This is a genomic window from Micromonospora sp. WMMD558, from assembly GCF_049315255.1.
In the GTDB taxonomy this organism is placed as follows: Bacteria; Actinomycetota; Actinomycetes; order Mycobacteriales; family Micromonosporaceae; genus Micromonospora.
Genome location: NZ_CP186061.1, coordinates 1,903,831 through 1,919,026, shown reverse-complemented (window position 1 = coordinate 1,919,026; position 15,196 = coordinate 1,903,831). Strand labels below are relative to the sequence as shown.

Annotated in this window: 16 protein-coding genes; 8 read left to right on the top strand and 8 right to left on the bottom strand. The window is 74.0% G+C overall.

Annotated elements, in window-relative coordinates; genetic code table 11:
- Nucleotides 1-2: 2 nt before the first annotated feature.
- Nucleotides 3-1,001 carry an ABC transporter ATP-binding protein gene (locus ACN26Y_RS09355; protein WP_155329911.1) on the top strand — a complete coding sequence of 333 codons (999 nt, stop codon included), beginning with the start codon at nucleotides 3-5 and terminating at the stop codon, nucleotides 999-1,001.
- A 43-nt stretch (nucleotides 1,002-1,044) separates the two neighbouring features.
- Here ACN26Y_RS09355 and ACN26Y_RS09350 read toward each other — a convergent pair whose 3' ends face one another.
- The 7 genes from ACN26Y_RS09350 to folP form a co-directional block, all read right to left on the bottom strand.
- Nucleotides 1,045-1,542 carry a hypothetical protein gene (locus tag ACN26Y_RS09350; RefSeq protein ID WP_422734613.1) on the bottom strand — a complete coding sequence of 166 codons (498 nt, stop codon included), beginning with the start codon at nucleotides 1,540-1,542 and terminating at the stop codon, nucleotides 1,045-1,047.
- A gap of 51 nt (nucleotides 1,543-1,593) precedes the next feature.
- Nucleotides 1,594-1,908 (bottom strand): hypothetical protein, encoded by a 315-nt coding sequence (locus tag ACN26Y_RS09345; RefSeq protein ID WP_422734612.1) that lies wholly within the window; start codon nucleotides 1,906-1,908, stop codon nucleotides 1,594-1,596.
- A 78-nt stretch (nucleotides 1,909-1,986) separates the two neighbouring features.
- Complete coding sequence (locus ACN26Y_RS09340) at nucleotides 1,987-3,213, bottom strand: ABC transporter permease (protein WP_422734916.1); 1,227 nt, start codon at nucleotides 3,211-3,213, stop codon at nucleotides 1,987-1,989.
- A 103-nt stretch (nucleotides 3,214-3,316) separates the two neighbouring features.
- Entirely contained in the window at nucleotides 3,317-3,853 is a 537-nt protein-coding gene (locus ACN26Y_RS09335; protein WP_422734611.1) for a DUF3180 domain-containing protein, read from the bottom strand.
- 19 nt (nucleotides 3,854-3,872) lie between these two features.
- Entirely contained in the window at nucleotides 3,873-4,400 is a 528-nt protein-coding gene (gene folK, locus ACN26Y_RS09330; protein WP_422734610.1) for a 2-amino-4-hydroxy-6-hydroxymethyldihydropteridine diphosphokinase, read from the bottom strand.
- Nucleotides 4,397-4,762 (bottom strand): dihydroneopterin aldolase, encoded by a 366-nt coding sequence (gene folB, locus ACN26Y_RS09325; RefSeq protein WP_366602997.1) that lies wholly within the window; start codon nucleotides 4,760-4,762, stop codon nucleotides 4,397-4,399. The genes folK and folB overlap by 4 nt, the downstream gene beginning before the upstream one ends.
- Nucleotides 4,759-5,661 carry a dihydropteroate synthase gene (folP, locus tag ACN26Y_RS09320; protein ID WP_422734609.1) on the bottom strand — a complete coding sequence of 301 codons (903 nt, stop codon included), beginning with the start codon at nucleotides 5,659-5,661 and terminating at the stop codon, nucleotides 4,759-4,761. The genes folB and folP overlap by 4 nt, the downstream gene beginning before the upstream one ends.
- A 341-nt stretch (nucleotides 5,662-6,002) precedes the next feature.
- Between folP and ACN26Y_RS09315 the strand changes: the two genes are divergently transcribed.
- Genes ACN26Y_RS09315 through ACN26Y_RS09285 form a run of 7 tightly spaced genes read left to right on the top strand, consistent with a single transcriptional unit; the run spans nucleotide 6,003 to nucleotide 14,439 of the window.
- Nucleotides 6,003-6,317 (top strand): hypothetical protein, encoded by a 315-nt coding sequence (locus ACN26Y_RS09315; RefSeq protein WP_422734608.1) that lies wholly within the window; start codon nucleotides 6,003-6,005, stop codon nucleotides 6,315-6,317.
- Nucleotides 6,318-6,330: 13 nt separating this feature from the next.
- The gene (locus ACN26Y_RS09310; RefSeq protein ID WP_422734607.1) at nucleotides 6,331-6,693 is read left to right on the top strand and encodes a hypothetical protein; all 363 of its coding nucleotides are present in this window, start codon (nucleotides 6,331-6,333) and stop codon (nucleotides 6,691-6,693) included.
- 34 nt (nucleotides 6,694-6,727) lie between these two features.
- Nucleotides 6,728-10,174 carry an ATP-binding protein gene (locus ACN26Y_RS09305; protein WP_422734606.1) on the top strand — a complete coding sequence of 1,149 codons (3,447 nt, stop codon included), beginning with the start codon at nucleotides 6,728-6,730 and terminating at the stop codon, nucleotides 10,172-10,174.
- Nucleotide 10,175: 1 nt separating this feature from the next.
- Nucleotides 10,176-12,113, top strand: coding sequence for an MFS transporter (locus ACN26Y_RS09300; RefSeq protein WP_422734605.1), 1,938 nt, complete (start codon nucleotides 10,176-10,178; stop codon nucleotides 12,111-12,113).
- A 4-nt stretch (nucleotides 12,114-12,117) separates the two neighbouring features.
- Nucleotides 12,118-12,666 carry a hypothetical protein gene (locus ACN26Y_RS09295; protein WP_366603005.1) on the top strand — a complete coding sequence of 183 codons (549 nt, stop codon included), beginning with the start codon at nucleotides 12,118-12,120 and terminating at the stop codon, nucleotides 12,664-12,666.
- Entirely contained in the window at nucleotides 12,663-13,832 is a 1,170-nt protein-coding gene (locus ACN26Y_RS09290) for a M23 family metallopeptidase (RefSeq protein ID WP_422734604.1), read from the top strand. Before ACN26Y_RS09295 ends, ACN26Y_RS09290 begins: the two co-directional genes overlap by 4 nt.
- 13 nt (nucleotides 13,833-13,845) lie before the next feature.
- Nucleotides 13,846-14,439, top strand: coding sequence for a hypothetical protein (locus ACN26Y_RS09285; RefSeq protein ID WP_422734603.1), 594 nt, complete (start codon nucleotides 13,846-13,848; stop codon nucleotides 14,437-14,439).
- A gap of 4 nt (nucleotides 14,440-14,443) precedes the next feature.
- On the opposite strand, the gene ACN26Y_RS09280 is transcribed toward ACN26Y_RS09285, so the two are convergent.
- Nucleotides 14,444-15,004 (bottom strand): hypothetical protein, encoded by a 561-nt coding sequence (locus ACN26Y_RS09280; protein ID WP_422734915.1) that lies wholly within the window; start codon nucleotides 15,002-15,004, stop codon nucleotides 14,444-14,446.
- Between the last annotated feature and the right edge of the window lie 192 nt (nucleotides 15,005-15,196).

The following is a 15,196-nucleotide window of genomic DNA, read 5'->3' as shown; positions in this document are numbered from 1 at the left end:
GTGTGGACGGTACCCCGACGGGGCGCGCCGAGGCCGGGGCCCGGGCCGCGTCGATCACGCTCGACGCGATCAGCAAGCGCTACCCGGACGGCACCGAGGCGGTCCGGGAGCTGACCCTGGACGTCGCCGCCGGTGAGCTGGTGGTGCTGATCGGCCCGTCGGGCTGCGGCAAGTCGACCGTGCTGCGGATGGTCAACCGGCTCATCGAGCCGACCGGCGGCCGGATCCTGCTCGGCGGGGAGGACGTGACGCGCGTCGACCCGGTGCGGCTGCGCCGCCGGATCGGGTACGTCATCCAGAACGTCGGCCTCTTCCCGCACCAGACCGTGAGCGCGAACGTCGCCACCGTGCCCCACCTGCTCGGCTGGCCCCGGGAACGCCGTCGCCGGCGGGTGACGGAGCTGCTCGAACTGGTCGGGCTGGACCCGGCGCAGTTCGGCCACCGCTACCCGCACGAGCTGTCCGGTGGGCAGCGGCAGCGGGTGGGCGTCGCCCGGGCGCTCGCCGCCGACCCGGTGGTGCTGCTCATGGACGAGCCGTTCTCGGCGGTCGACCCGATCGTCCGGACCCGGCTGCAGGAGGAGTTCCTGCGGTTGCAGGCCGAGGTCCGCAAGACCATCGTGCTGGTGACCCACGACCTCGACGAGGCCGTCCGGCTGGGCGATCGGATCGCGGTGCTCTCCCAGGGTGGCCGGCTGGAGCAGTACGACACGCCCGCCGCCGTCCTGGGCGCGCCGGCCACGCCGTTCGTCCGCGAGTTCGTCGGCGCCGACCGGGGGATCCGGCGGCTCGCCGTCACCCCGGTCACCCGGGAGGCGGTCGAGCCGCTGCCCACGGCGGTGGACGGGCTGCCCACGGTCCCGCTCGGCGGGTCGGCGTACGACGCGCTGGGCGTCCTGCTGACCTCCACCGCCGACCGCGTGGTCGTGACCGAGCACGACCGGCCGGTCGGCGTGCTCACCCGGGCGCGGTTGCTCGACCTGGGCCGTCCGGCGACCTGACGGCGGCCGGGGCCGGGTGCCGCCGCGTTCCCGGCGGTCGCCGTCAGGCCCGGCCGCCGAGGCTCGCCGTGCCGACGATCCAGCCGGCGAGGAAGCCGTACGTGGCGCCGGTGCCGCCGGACTGCACGGCGGTGAGCAGCGACGGGTCGGGGCCCGCGAACACGGCCAGCAGCGAGGCGAGGCCACCCGCCAGCGCGTACGCGGCCCATCCGGTGAAGAACTGGCTGGCCGAACCGGGCACCCGGGCCGCCTGGGCGGCGGGCAGCAGGTAGAGCAGGACCGCCGCGAGGGCCACCAGCAGGACGGCGCGCAGGTTCGCGGCGAACAGCCCGCCCGGCATGTCCGGGTCGTTTGACCAGGCGGGCCAGGCGAGCAGGCGGAGGAACCACCCGCCGGCGGACGAGGAGTCGGTGTGCTGCCCGGCCCACCCGACGTACGCCGGGCTGCCGCCGACGGCGACCAGGATGAGCGCGGCGGCCGCCCCGGTGCCGGCCGCCGTCCCGTACCGGCCGACGGTGCCGGCCCGGTTGGTGAGCGCCATGATCGATTCAGTTCCCGGGCGGCGGCGGGGCGCAAACCTGGCCGGCCCCGGTCACCCCGGGTGCTTCATCAGGTAGTCGATGAAGGCCGCCCGCAGCAGTGGCGCCGACTCCTGGTAACCGTGACCGGTCATCTCCCGCCACAACGCCACCGCCTCGTCGACGGTCGGCCCGACGGAGTTCGGGGCACCGTCGAGGGCCTCCGCCTCGTCGGCGTTCGGCAGGTGACGCAGCACCGACCAGAAGAAGCGCACGTCACGGTGCTTCCGGGCCACCGCGAACGCCTGCTCGCGCAGCTCCTCGGTGGACAGTGCGTCCAGCTCCTCGAACGACCGGCCGGTGGGGGACGTCGATGGTGTGTCGGTCATGTCGCCGAGCCTAACCGCCGAGATCACCGCCGGCCCGGTGGAACGCGGGGCCGCGTCCTCGCGCACGCCCGGCGTGGCTCACCGGTCGTCTGAGTCCCAGCGCCGGCCGGCGTCCCACTGCGGGACGTTCCACGGGTCCACCGGGTTCTCGGCGTGGTGGGCCGGTAGGGCCGGCGGCCACTCGCCGATCGGATCGGCGCGCTGCACCGCCCAGCCGCTGCTGATCCGGCCGTCCGGATCCGGGGTCACGTCCGTCGCGGACGCGCCGGGGCGCGGCCGTCCGTACGTCTCGACCAGCCGGGTGGCCACCAACCCGACGCCGAGCGCCGCGGCACCGACCGCCCACCGGCTCACCGAGTGGCCCTCGACCCGGAGGTTCGCCATGACGAGCGTCACCAGCGACACCGCCAGCAGCGTGCCGAAGATCCCGCCGCGGCGGCCGAAGGCGCTGGTCCCGGCGAGCAGGGACGTGCCGACGGCCAGGACCGTCCAGTCGAGGCCGGTCACCGGGGCGACCGGTCCGGCGTCGCCGGTCCCCAGCAGGACCCCGGCCGACGCGGCCAGCACGGTGGACACGATCAGCGCGGCACCGGCCACCACGCCGGCCACCACGCCTCGGCGGCGGGCCGGGTCGACAACCGGCCGGAACCGGCCGATCAGCCGGCGGACCGGCCGGAGCGCGGCGAACAGCCCGGCGAGCACCGCGACCGCCGCGAACCCGACGACGAGGTACAGCGCGTCCCGTGTCGGGTCGTAGCCGCCCTGCGGCAGGACGGGTGCGGACCGCTGCTCGATGAACACGATCACCCCCGCAGCGGCGGCGAGGCTGGCCGCCCAGCTGGGGACGTGCAGCACCACCACCGCGAGCGCCAGGACCAGCCCGCCGAGGGCCGCCGCGACGAGGGCCGGTCCCGCGGCCGCCACCAGCCCCCGGTCGCCCTGCTCGGCCACGTGCAGGGCCGCCGCGACGGCCGCCGGCCCGATCGCCAGGTTGACGGCAGCGGTACGCAGGCTCAGCCCGGCGGCGAACACCAGCAGCCCGAGTACGACCGCGTCGACGAGCAGCCGGCGCAGGCCGTCACCCCGGAGCGTGTCCGGGGCCTCCTGCCAGAGCAGGTAGGCGACGACGGCGAGCACCGCGAGGAGCAGCACCTCCCACCCGACGTGGACAGCGAACCGGTCCCGGCCGGGCTCGCCGTGCGCCGGGTCGTCGAAGACGTTCTCGAGCACCGAGGCGGGGATCCCGGACGCGGTGTCGGCGGACTCCCGCCCCGGTTCGTCGTACCCCATGCGCCCGCCTTCCAGGTGGCCGCCCGTCCAGGGTCCGACGCGCGGGCGGACCGGCGCGGCCGTTGCTCTCCGGTCGCAGGCACCGTACCTGTGTGGGAAGGCTGGCGAAAGCCCCTGCTCAGCGCCGGCCGGAGCGGCCCTCCCGGTCGCCGGGCTCCCGGTCCTCGTCGTCCTCCTGCTCGGGGACCCGGCACGACCGCTCCAGCCAGAGCGCCGCAGCCACCAGGGCCAGGGAGGCCAGCAGGCCGGCGCCGGCGACGGGCCGGTCGTCCGTCGCGGCGTCCGTGTTCTCCACGAACAGCCACCCGGTCAGGCCGCCGTAGAAGCCGGCGAAGATCGCACCGGCCAGCGCCGACGCCTTGGCCAGCACCACGAAACGGGCGACGAGCAGCGGATTCACCGGGTCACGACCGGGCCTCCGCTCGATGCGCCCCCGGGTGTTGACGGCGGCGTACCCCTCCAGCACGGCCAGCGCGGCCAGGGTGACCACCGGCAGCCACGGCAGGTCGGGCAGGTAGTCGTAGTAGAGGAAGCTGATCAGCAACCAGGCCACCGCGGCGGCCGCGAGACCGGCCACCACCAGCGTCGAGATCCGCGTGGGGCCCATCCGGCCGGAGCCCGGGCCACCCGGAGGTGGCGACTGCGCCTGCGTCATGCCGGTCGGCTCCACTGCCTCATGTCGTCGACTCTAACGCCAGATCGGGACGGGGGCGCAGTTCCAGCGCGTCGGTGGCGATCGGCTCTGCGTTGAGCAGATCGGTCAGCCAGCCGTGCCCGGGCAGGCGCCCGTACGGCTGGATGTCGATCCACGGCCGCAGCACGAACGCCCGCAGGTGTGCGCGGGGATGCGGCAGGGTCAGCTCCGGGTCGTCGCGGAGCACCGGTTCGCCGTCGCCCGTCCAGACCGCGATCACGTCCACGTCCAGGGTGCGCGGCCCGAAACGCCGCGCGGGGTCGCGTTCGCGCCCGGCGGCGCGCTCCGCCGCCCGCGCCCGCTCCAGCCAGTCGTCCGGGGTCGCGGCCGGATCCTCCGCCAGCACTACCGCGTTCAGGTACGCGGGCTGGTCGGTGTCGCCCCACGGCGGGGTCTCGTAGACGCCGGAGACCAGCAGCACCGAATCATCCAGGGCGGTGACCGCCGACCGCAGGTGGTCGAGGCGGTCGCCGAGGTTGCTGCCGAGGGAGAGCAGGGCACGGGTCATCGGGCACGCGTCCGGGTCATCGTGACGGCCACGTCGGTGAAGGCGTGCGGCACCGGCGCCTCCGGCTTGTGCACGGTGATCGTCGCGGTGTGCACCCGGGGGTCGGCCAGGCAGACCGCGAGCAACCGGTCGGCGAGCGTCTCGATGAGGTTCACCGGCTCACCGGTGACCACCGCGACCAGCCGCTCGGCCAGCTCCCCGTAGTGGACGGTGTCGCTCACCTCGTCGGAGCGGGCGGCGGGCGCGAGGTCGAGCTCCAGGACGGCGTCGACGACGAAGTCCTGCCCCTGGGCGCGCTCGAAGTCGTACACCCCGTGCCGGCCGTGGGCCCGTAGCCCGGTCAGCGTGATCCGGTCGGTCATCGCTCTCCTCCCGGTCCGACGGCCGGGGCGGGCCGGGCGCCTCCGCCCGCGCGCTCACCGGGCGCCAGGCGGGGCGAGCCGGTCGCCTGCCAGACCGCCAGGGCGTCCACGGTGGCCCGGACGTCGTGCACCCGGACGCCCCAGGCGCCGGCCGCGACCGCGAGCAGGCTGGTGGCGACCGTCGCGATCTCGCGGCCCCCGGTCGGCCGGGGGGTGCCGTCGGGGGCGGCCAGCAGCGTGCCCAGGTACGACTTGCGGCTGGCCGCGAAGAGCAGCGGGAAGCCCAGGTCGAGCAGCTCGGGCAGGCGGGCGCTGAGTTCCCAGTTGTGCGCCGCGGTCTTCGCGAAGCCGAGGCCCGGGTCGATGACGATGCGGTCGGCCGACACCCCGGCCCCCAGCGCCGCCTCGACCCGCTGCGCCAGCTCGGCCCGGACGTCCGCCACGACGTCGCCGTAACGCGCCAGCTCGCGCATGGTGCGGGAGTGGCCGCGCCAGTGCATGAGCACCCAGGGACACCCGGCGTCCCGGACGACGCGGGCCATGTCCGGGTCGGCCAGCCCGCCGGAGACGTCGTTGACCACCGCGGCGCCGGCGGCGACCGCCAGGTCGGCGACCCGCGCCCGGGTGGTGTCGATGCTGACCCGCACGCCGGCGGCGGCGAGCTCGCGGATCACCGGCAGGACCCGGGCCGCCTCGGTCTCCGCGTCGACCCGGTCGGCGCCCGGCCGGGTGGACTCGCCGCCCACGTCGACCAGGTGGGCGCCGTCGGCCCGCAGCCGCACGCCGTGTGCGACGGCGGCGTCGAGGTCGGCGTACCGTCCGCCGTCGGAGAAGGAGTCCGGCGTGACGTTCAGGACGCCCATCACCACCGGGGCCGGAGCCCGTACCAGATCGGTCACGGGTAGACCGTACCGGTCCTCGCCGACCGTCCCGCGCAGCCCGGCTCGGGGGTGCTGACATGCGAGTTAGTACAGGTGTACGATCGGACGCCGAGGCCGGATCGGGTCGACTCTTCGCGGGTTGTCGCAAACAGTGGGTGGCCGTACGCTTTGGAATTGCCCAGCATCGAGATGGCGAAGCCTGGAGGGAGGGCCGAAGCGGGAAAATCCGCCCAGAGCTCACCACTCGCCGTGGTGGGTGACGAACGCGGCGTCGTGGCCGCGCGACGTGAGCACCGTTCCCGCCAGGCATGCCTACTGCACCGCCGCGGCGCCGCCGGCCGCGATATGGGGAGGTTCCAGTGATCGCCATCGAGCTGATGGAGACGGCGTCGTCCGCCGCCGCCCACGCTCTCTCCGCCCTGGCGTCGACGCCACTCGCCGAGCCGGCGCCCAAGGGCATCGACACCGAGGGTGTCGTCACGTTCTTCGCCAGCAAGATCGCCCCGATCCTGCTGGCCGTGCTGGGCGTGATCTTCATCGGGCGGGCCAGCCGGGGTGAGATCTCCAAGGTGCTGACCAGTTCGGCCATCGCGATCGTCGGGCTGGCCTTCATCGCGGGTGCCGCCACCCTCTTCTTCGTCGGCGACTACCTGATCGACCTGATCTTCGAATAGGCGCGGGCACGACATGCGGCTGCGCACCGACGACGACATCTACCGGGCTCGCCTGGTCTACCTCGGGCCGCCCGGCTACACCCTTCCGGTCCATCTCCCGTACGCCCAGTACGGGTTGTTCATGCTGCTCGTTCCCCTCTACATGTTCATCCACTGGTTGTTCACGCTGCAGGTCGAACTCTTCCCGGCGTGGGAGATCGCGCTCGCCATCGTGACGACCTCGTTCGTCTTCCGGTACGTCGACCCGGACCGGCCGGCGCGCATGGTGATCCGCACCGCGCTGACCGACTGGCGGCGCACCCGGGAGCCGGCCGCCGAGCAGCGCGACCCCCGCCTGATCGGCAGCCGGATCAGGATCCGGGAGGAACTGGCATGACCGGGCAGTGCAACGACGCGGGTGAGGCGGTCGCATGAGTCGCTCCTCCACGCCGGGATCCCCGGCCGGACGTCCGGCCGCACCGCGCGGTGACCGTACGCGTTCGCACGACTACGCGGGCGAGTCCGACCTGGACGAGGTCTCCCTCGACCCGGCCCTGGTGACCACACCGGGCCACGGTGGGGTCGGCGTCTTCCAGGCACCCCGCCCGCTGCAGCGGCGGGCACCCGTGGAGCCCGTCTCCGCCGACGGCACGGACATCGACTCCCCCTTCCTGGACCTGTTCGGCGGCGCCGGCCCGACGCGGTCCACGCCGACGCGTCCACCCGCCCGCGAGCACCCCGCGATCCCCCATCAGCCCGCCGCCGTCGACCCGGCCGACCCCGGCGTTCCGCCGGCACGGCGGCAACCGGCCGTCCCGGCCCCGCCGACCGCGCGGGTCCAGCCGTCGCGGCCACCGTCCACACCGGTCGAGCCGCGACCGCAGGGCACCGGATGGTCGACGGGCGAGCAACCGACGGTCGCCCCGCCGCGGAGCCGGTCCGGCTGGGCCACCGGCCAGCAGTCGACGGTCGCCCCGCCCGACGCCCACCCCGATCGGGTCGCCGGGGAGCAGCCGGTCGCGGAGCCCCCGGCGCCGGTCGAGCCGCCGCCGGTCCCCGAGCCGTACGACGACGAGGTGGAGCCGCCCGCCCGCCCCGCCCGCGTCCCGCACCAGGCCGGCGACCGGTTGCCGGCGCTCCGTACCGCGACGGACGAGCCCGGCGCCACCGGCCCGGCCACCACCGGGCCGCGACAGCGCCGGACCGGTGAGCACCTGCCCGACCGGACGGGCACGCGGGACGTGACACCGCCCCGGCAGCGCTCCGCCAGCCGGCGGGACCGCCCGACCAAGCCGGTCCGGGTCCAGGCACCGAAGATCAAGTTCGGCGACCGGGATCCGGCGGTCGAGCTGGCGATCACCGAGATCGCCGGTCACCTCACCTTCACGCCGAACACGGTCACCGCCTGGTACTGGCTGCCGGAGGTGCGGTGGGCGTTCCGCCCGGACGCCGAGCGGGAGGCGCTGCTCTCGGCCATCAGCGAGCAGTACGCCGGGTTGGCCGGGTTCCGGCTGCACCTGCGGCGGACCACCCGCCCCTTCCCGGCCGACGAGTGGGCCCGCACCATCGACGCGCACACCGCCTCGCCACTGCCCGACGTACCCGGCACGCCGGGCTGGGGGGACCACCTCGTGGCGGCCCAGCGCCACCTGATGTCGGTCAACCACGCCGAGGGGCAGACGTACCTGGGGGTCACCTTCGCCCGGCGGTCGCTGGGCGACTCTCTGGTGGAGCGGATGCTGCGCACCTTCGGCCGCGGCGTGGCCGAGGGCGAGCGGCGCAAGCTCGGCCGCACCGTCGAGCAGTTCGACGAGGTGCTGGGCGCCTTCGGCATGCGCGGCCGACGGGTCACGGCGCAGGAACTGGAGTGGCTGCTCTACCGCTCGGTGGCGCTCTGCATGGCACCGCCCGGTCAGCTCTCCCCGGTCACCGACGGGCGCTGGGAACGCGGTGACCTGCTCGCCCTGACCGAGCAGGTGGAGCGGTACCGCACCCCGTACGGTTCGACGGTCAAGCTGGTCAACCGGATGACCGGCGAGGAGCGGCACGTCGCGGTGCTGGCCGTGGGCCGGATGGAGCCGCTGGAGATCCCCGAGCGGCACGAGCCCTGGCTGCACTTCCATGAGCGGCTGCCGTGGCCGATGGAGCTGTCGAGCCGGGTCGACATCCTGGGCTCCGGCGACTCCTTCCGCAACCTGGAGCACCGGCTGCGGATGATCCGCTCCCAGCAGCTCGACTACGCCGAGCACGGCATCGACGCCCCGCCCGAGCTCGAACGCCTCGCCAAGCGGGCGCTGGTGATCGGCGACGAGATGACCACCGGGCTGCCCGTCGATTCCGCCCGCGCACACGGCTGGCACCGGATCGCGGTGGGCGGCCGGACCCGGGAGGAGTGCCTCGAACGCGCCCGCCGGCTGATCCAGCTCTACTCCCGGGAGCTGCGGATCTCCCTCCAGCATCCGAAGAACCAGGACTGGCTGGCCCGCGAGTTCATCCCCGGCGAGCCCGTCGCCAACACCGGCTACGTGCGGCGGATGCCGGTCCACCTCCTCGCCGCAGCCCTCCCGCAGGCCGCCTCCACCGTGGGCGACCGACGTGGTGACCTCATCGGTCGTACGGCGGGCACCTGCCGCCGGCCGGTCTTCCTCGACCTGCACTTCCCGATGGAGGTCCGGGAGCGCTCCGGGCTGGCGGTCTTCGTGGCCGAGCCGGGCGGCGGCAAGTCCACCCTGCTCGGCGCCCTCGGCTACCTGGCCGCACGGCGCGGCGTCCAGGTGACGCTGCTCGACCCGTCCGGCCCGTTGGCCCGGCTCTGCGCCATGCCGGAGCTGGCGCCGTACGCGCGGGTGCTCAACCTGACCGGTTCGGAGCACGGCACGCTCGCTCCGTACTCGCTGATCCCCACCCCGCTGCGCAGCGAGTTCGCGGCCGGAGCGGCGGGCGACCGGGAGTTCGAGATCGCGGTCTCCAACGCCCGCGCCGAACGCCGCATGCTCGTGCAGGACATCTGCATGATGCTGGTGCCGCCGCAGGTGGCCCGCGAGGCGTCCACCGCCACCCTCTTCCGCCACGCCGTACGCCAGGTGCCGGCCGAGGAGACGTCCACGCTGGACGACGTGGTGACCTGCCTCGGGCAACTCGACGACGACGCCGGCCGGGAACTGGCCAACCTCCTGCTGGACACCGCCGAGATGCCGCTCGCGATGCTGTTCTTCGGCAGCCCGCCGGAAGGGCTGCTGGGCCCCGACGCCGCACTGACCGTGATCACCATGGCCGGGCTGCGCCTGCCCGACCTGAAGATCGAGCGCGAGTACTGGTCGGCCGAGGAGGCACTCGCCCTCCCCATGCTGCACACCGCCCACCGCCTCGCCGTCCGCCGCTGCTACGGCGGTTCGATGTCGTCCCGGAAGCTGGTGGGCCTCGACGAGGCGCACTTCATGGAGGGGTGGCGCTCCGGCCGGTCGTTCCTGGTCCGGCTCGCCCGCGACTCCCGCAAGTGGAACCTCGCGGCGCTCGTCGCCTCACAGAACCCGAAGGACATCCTCGGCCTCGACGTGCAGAACCTGGTCTCCACCGTGTTCGTCGGCCGGATCGCCGAGGACGCCGAGATCGCCTCCGAGGCCCTGCGCCTGCTGCGGGTTCCGGTCAACGACGGGTACGAGGCGACCCTCGCCTCCCTGTCCACCGCCGACGCCACGTCGGCCGCCCGGCTGGGATTCCGCGAGTTCGTCATGCGGGACGTCGACGGGCGGGTGCAGAAGGTCCGGGTCGACGTCTCGTACGTCGACGGGCTGCTCGACCACCTGGACACCACGCCGGCGGCGGTCGCCGCCGCGGCCGGGGTGCTGCCGTCCGTCGCACCTGAACTGGAGGCGTGAGATGGCCGGGGCCCGGGCTCGGACAGCGGCACTCCTGCTCGCCCTCGGCATCCTGGCCGGAGCCACGATCGGCTGGCCGGCGGTCGGCGCGTCGGCCGCCCCGGCGGCACCGCTGACGGCCCGGGCTCCGAGCGACCTCTGCACCACCCAGGAGTGGCAGGCCGACTTCCGTGCCTGCGTGGCGCGCCTCGAAGAGGTGGCCGAGGACGAGGTCACCTGCCGCAACGCCCCGACCCCAACCGCCCCGGATTCCGGCATCGCCGGTTGGTTCGCCTCCCGCCCGGAATCCGCGAAGCAGCCCGGGCCGAAGGGCTTCTACAGCGACTACGGCTACGCCGGATACAGCTACACCACGTACGACGTCGACACCGGTTGCGCGACCGCCGTGCTGCATCCGGACTACAAGTTCACCAACACCGTCGCGAACGGTGAATTCATGATCGCCACAGCGATCGTCGGCGCCTCGAACGCCCTGCGGGAGCGGGCCTGGGACCCGCGGTCGATGTGGGGGTGGGCGGATCCGCTGGTGGACCAGGCGACGAAGGCCATCTACCAGAAGGTCTTCAGCGTCTTCGGCATCGTCACGCTCTGCGTGGTCGGTCTCTACCTGCTCTGGCGCTCCCGCCAGTCGGACATGAGCAACGCGATGACGACCGCCGGATGGGCGCTGCTGGTCATGGTCGCGGTGACGGCCCTGGCCGCGTGGCCGGTGAAGTCCGCCAACGTCGCGGACGGCACCCTGATAACCACCCTCGGGGTCGTCCACGACGCCGTCGGCCCGTCCTCGAAGGACACTCCGCCGGGCCTGTGCGACGACCCCAACCCAGTGGCGTGCAAGGACCACCGACCGCCGGCGGTGCGGGCGAGCGACACCGCCACTGAGGCGATGCTGTACCGCAACTGGCTACGAGGGGTGCTGGGCTCCGCCGACAGTGAGACCGCGAAGAAGTACGGCCCGGCGTTGTACGACGCGAAGTCGCTCTCCTGGGAGGAGGTGCAGAAGCTCCGCTCCAACCCGGCGACGCGCGAGGGGACCATCAAGGCCAAGCAGCAGCAGTGGGCCCGCGTCGCGCAGCAGATAAAGACAGAGGACCCTGAGGCGTACGAGTATCTCCAAGGGGTCCGGGACATGGACCGCGTGGGGGCCGGTTTCATCGCGGTGCTCGCCGCGCTGCTCTTCGCGATGTTCGACCTGACCGCCTCGGTGCTGGTGCTACTGGGCTTCCTGATCTTCCGGTGGGCGGTGATCGCCGCACCGATCCTCGGCACGGTGGGGCTGCTGCGGCCGGCCAGCGCCGGCTTGCGCCGGCTCGGCAACGCCGTCGTCGCCGCGATCTTCAACATCGCCATCTTCGGCACCGGCGCCGCGATCTACCTGTTCGCGGTCGACCTCATCATGAGCACGCCGACCCTGCCCGGCTGGTTGCAGGTCGTCCTGGTGTGGCTCTGCGGTGTGGTCGGCTGGCTGCTGCTGCGCCCGTACCGGCGGATCACGCAGCTCGGCGGCAAGGACAGCAGCGAGGCGGTCAGCTCCGCCGGTTCCTGGCACCGGCGGTTCTTCCGCGACATGCGCACGGCAGCCCGGCTGGACGTCGCCGAGCCCGGCGGCACCGCCGAACCGACGATGGGCCGGCGCCGGCCGGTCGTCGCGGAACAGACCACCCTGCGACCGGAGGCCCGGCGCGAGGATCCGGTGCACGCCGGCGACCGTGGGAACCGCCCGGACGGCCGGGAACGGCCCGACGAGTCGGCGGCGTCACCGGAGGAGCGGGCCGGCGGCGGCCGGCCGCCGGTCGCCCCGCGGCAGCGACGGCAGCCGTCGGCCTGGACGGAGCCGGACGTCCCGGAGGAGAGCCCGTCCTTCGTGGTCTACCGGCCCGGCTCGACCGACGCCGTCCCCGAGCGCAGCACCCCCCGCATCCGCTCCGAGGCCCGGTGACGCGGTGCGACGGGCGGTCGAGTCTCTCCTCACCCGGGTGCTCCGGTCCCGGATCGGCATCGCGCTCGCTCTCGCCGTGGTCGTGTTCGGCGTCATCGGCGCCGCCCGGCTGGTCGCCGGCCCACCGGATCCGGGGGTCGGGCTCAGCAACCGCCCGGACCGGCCGATCACGACCGTGCCACCAACCGCCGGCGACGACGGGGCGATCGCGACCGGGGCGCCGCCCACGCCGGTCACCCGGGCCGGCGAACTGACGCCGGAGCAGGCCACCGACCGGTTCGTCGCCGCCTGGCGCGGGCGACCGGGCCTTACCGCCGACCAGTGGCACGCCGGCCTGCGGCCGCTGTCCACCCCGACGCTGACCGAGAAGCTCGCCGGCGCGGATCCGGCCGGCGTCCCCGTCGGCCGGGTGGCCGGTGAGCCGGCGGTCCAACCGCGGTCGGAGACCTTCGTCGAGGTGCTGGTGCCGTTCGACACCGGTCGGCTCCGGCTCGAGCTGGTGGCGCCGGACGGGCGATGGCTCGTGGACGCGGTGGACTGGGAGCAGGAATGAGCGACGGAAACCGACCCCCTCGACGTTCGCTCCGCGCCGGCGCGCTGGCCGCCGCGCTCACCGCGACCCTCGCACTGCTCTGCTGCACCGGCGGGGCCGGCGCCTTCTTCCTCACCGAGCTGGGCGGGGACGGCGGCGACCAACTGCGGCTGACGAGCCAGGACTGCACCGGCGACTTCCGCGTCGAGATCACCGGCCAGATGCCCCGGATGTCACAGTACGGGGAGGTCCAGCTCCGCAACGCCGCGCGCATCATCAAGGTCGGCCAGGAGATGAAGGTTCCACCGCGCGGGTGGGTGATCGCGGTCGCGACCGCGATGCAGGAGTCGCGGCTGCGCAACCTCGCCAACCCGACGGTGCCCGGCTCGCAGACCCGCCCGAACGAGGGTGTCGGCTCCGACCACGACTCAGTCGGCCTGTTCCAGCAGCGGGCGAGCTGGGGCACGATCGCCCAGCGGATGACGCCGGAGTACGCCGCCCGCAAGTTCTACGAGAAGCTGCTCCAGGTGCCCGGCTGGGAGCGGATGCCACTGACCCGGGCGGCACAGGCCGTCCAGATCAGCGCCTTCCCGGACGCGTACGCCAAGCACGAGACGCTCGCGTCGACCATCGTCAACGCGCTGGCCGGCGGTGCGGCGCGGACCGTACCGGTCGGCGGCGGTCAGGCCTGCGACGCGGCGGCCGCCGGCCGGATCGCCGCCTCCGGCTGGACCGCCCCGATCCCCGGCGGCGTCGGCTCCGGCTTCCGCACCACGGACCGCCCGGCACACAACGGGGTGGACATCGCCGCGCCGAAGGGCACGCTGATCCGGGCCGCCGCCACCGGGCGGGTGCTGGTCTCCCGCTGCGACCCGGACCGGGCCGGCCGACTGAGCTGCGACGTGGACGGCTGGCCGGACAAGGGCGGCTGCGGCTGGTTCGTCGACATCCTGCACGCCGGCGACTTCGTCACCCGCTACTGCCATCTGGTCACCAAGCCCCGGGTCCGGGTCGGCCAGACGGTGGCGGCCGGCGAGGTCATCGGCCAGGTCGGCAGCAGCGGCAACTCGTCCGGGCCGCACCTGCACTTCGAGGTGCACACCGACGGCGACCGCAGCAGCCGCAGCGCCATCGACCCGGTCCCGTTCATGCGGGACCGAGGGGCGCCGCTGCGGGGAGCGGAATGAGGCGCTCACCGTCATGACGGACCCGCTGCCCGACCCCTTCGCGGGCCAGCCGGACTGGGCACCGCTGCCGCCCCGACCGATCGAGATCGTGCCCGCCACCGCCCGGGTGGACCTGCGGGGGCGCCGCGTGCTCGTCGGGCTACCCGGCCTGGGCTGGCGGGGTGACCTCCGGGCCGACGACCGCGTGGTGCAGGGCAGCCGCACCTACGTGCCGGTCATCCCGGAGCACGAGTGGTACCGGGCGGAGGCCGACCAGGTGGAGGTCTTCGCGCCGCTGGTGCCCGTCGACCGGGTCTGGGTGGAGACCGTCGGGGTGCGCCGCGAACCGGCCAGGCGGGAGGCCGACCGCCTCGTGTCGCTGGACGCACCGGCGCACCGCGCCCCGACACCGGTCTTCGAGGCGGACGCCGTCGCCGGCCGGCGGGTCGTGCACGTGGTCGACTCGGTCGAGCACCGGGACCTGCGGGCGGTCACCGAGACCTACTCGGGCGCCGAGGGGGACATCTGCGTGCGCATCACCCGGGAGGTCGAGTGGTACCGGTGGGCCTGGCGCGGCCAGTCACCCACCACCCTGGAGGTGCCAGTCCATCTCCTGTGGATCGAGTGAGCAACTAAGTAGCCTTCCGGCCACCGCAGACACGCCACTCATCGTTGTCCTGGACGACGTCGAACGTCCAGTCCTCGCGCCGACTGCTGCGGGGCTGTCCGTTGGCGGAGCTTGAGATGCTGAGCGTGGTGGCGACCGACTCGCCCTGTTCGGTCGTTGAACGACTCAGCGAACCCCAGCTGACTCGGACGTCGACGTCAAAGTTCGCCTCCCGCTGCTCGATCTCGGCGCGAAGGGCCGCCAACGCCGCCACACCCGGTTGATCGCACGTGAAGAGGTCGGCCCGGGTGTCGTTGCGGTCCACGAGGAAGGCCCGCAGGTAGTTGTCCACCACCACGTCGGGCGCGCTGCGGTCCGGGGCGGTCGCGCGGTCGTACAGCACGTAGCCGGCGGCGAGCCCGCCCAGTAGCAGAGCCACGAACACCGCGGCGGTGACGGTGAGGATCGTGCGGACCCGGCGGCGCGGCGGGATCGGCGCCGGCGCGAGGGGCGGGGGCGCAAGCTGGTCGGAGGGGGACCGCTGCGCCGGTACGCGGGAGACCTGGGAACCGGCGGGGGGCTGCACTGATTCCACCCCCTGAGGCTAGCGGCTGGCGCCGGGAGACCCAATGCCCCAGATTTCGCGGATCGTGACGGACCCCTCCCCTCCGGTGACATCCACAACAAACACCGGCGCACCGCCGCTGTGCGTCCGCCGGGAGTGGGTGATCCTGGGTTACCGTCTCTGCGCGGGGAGGGGTTGCCGACTTCGCGCAGA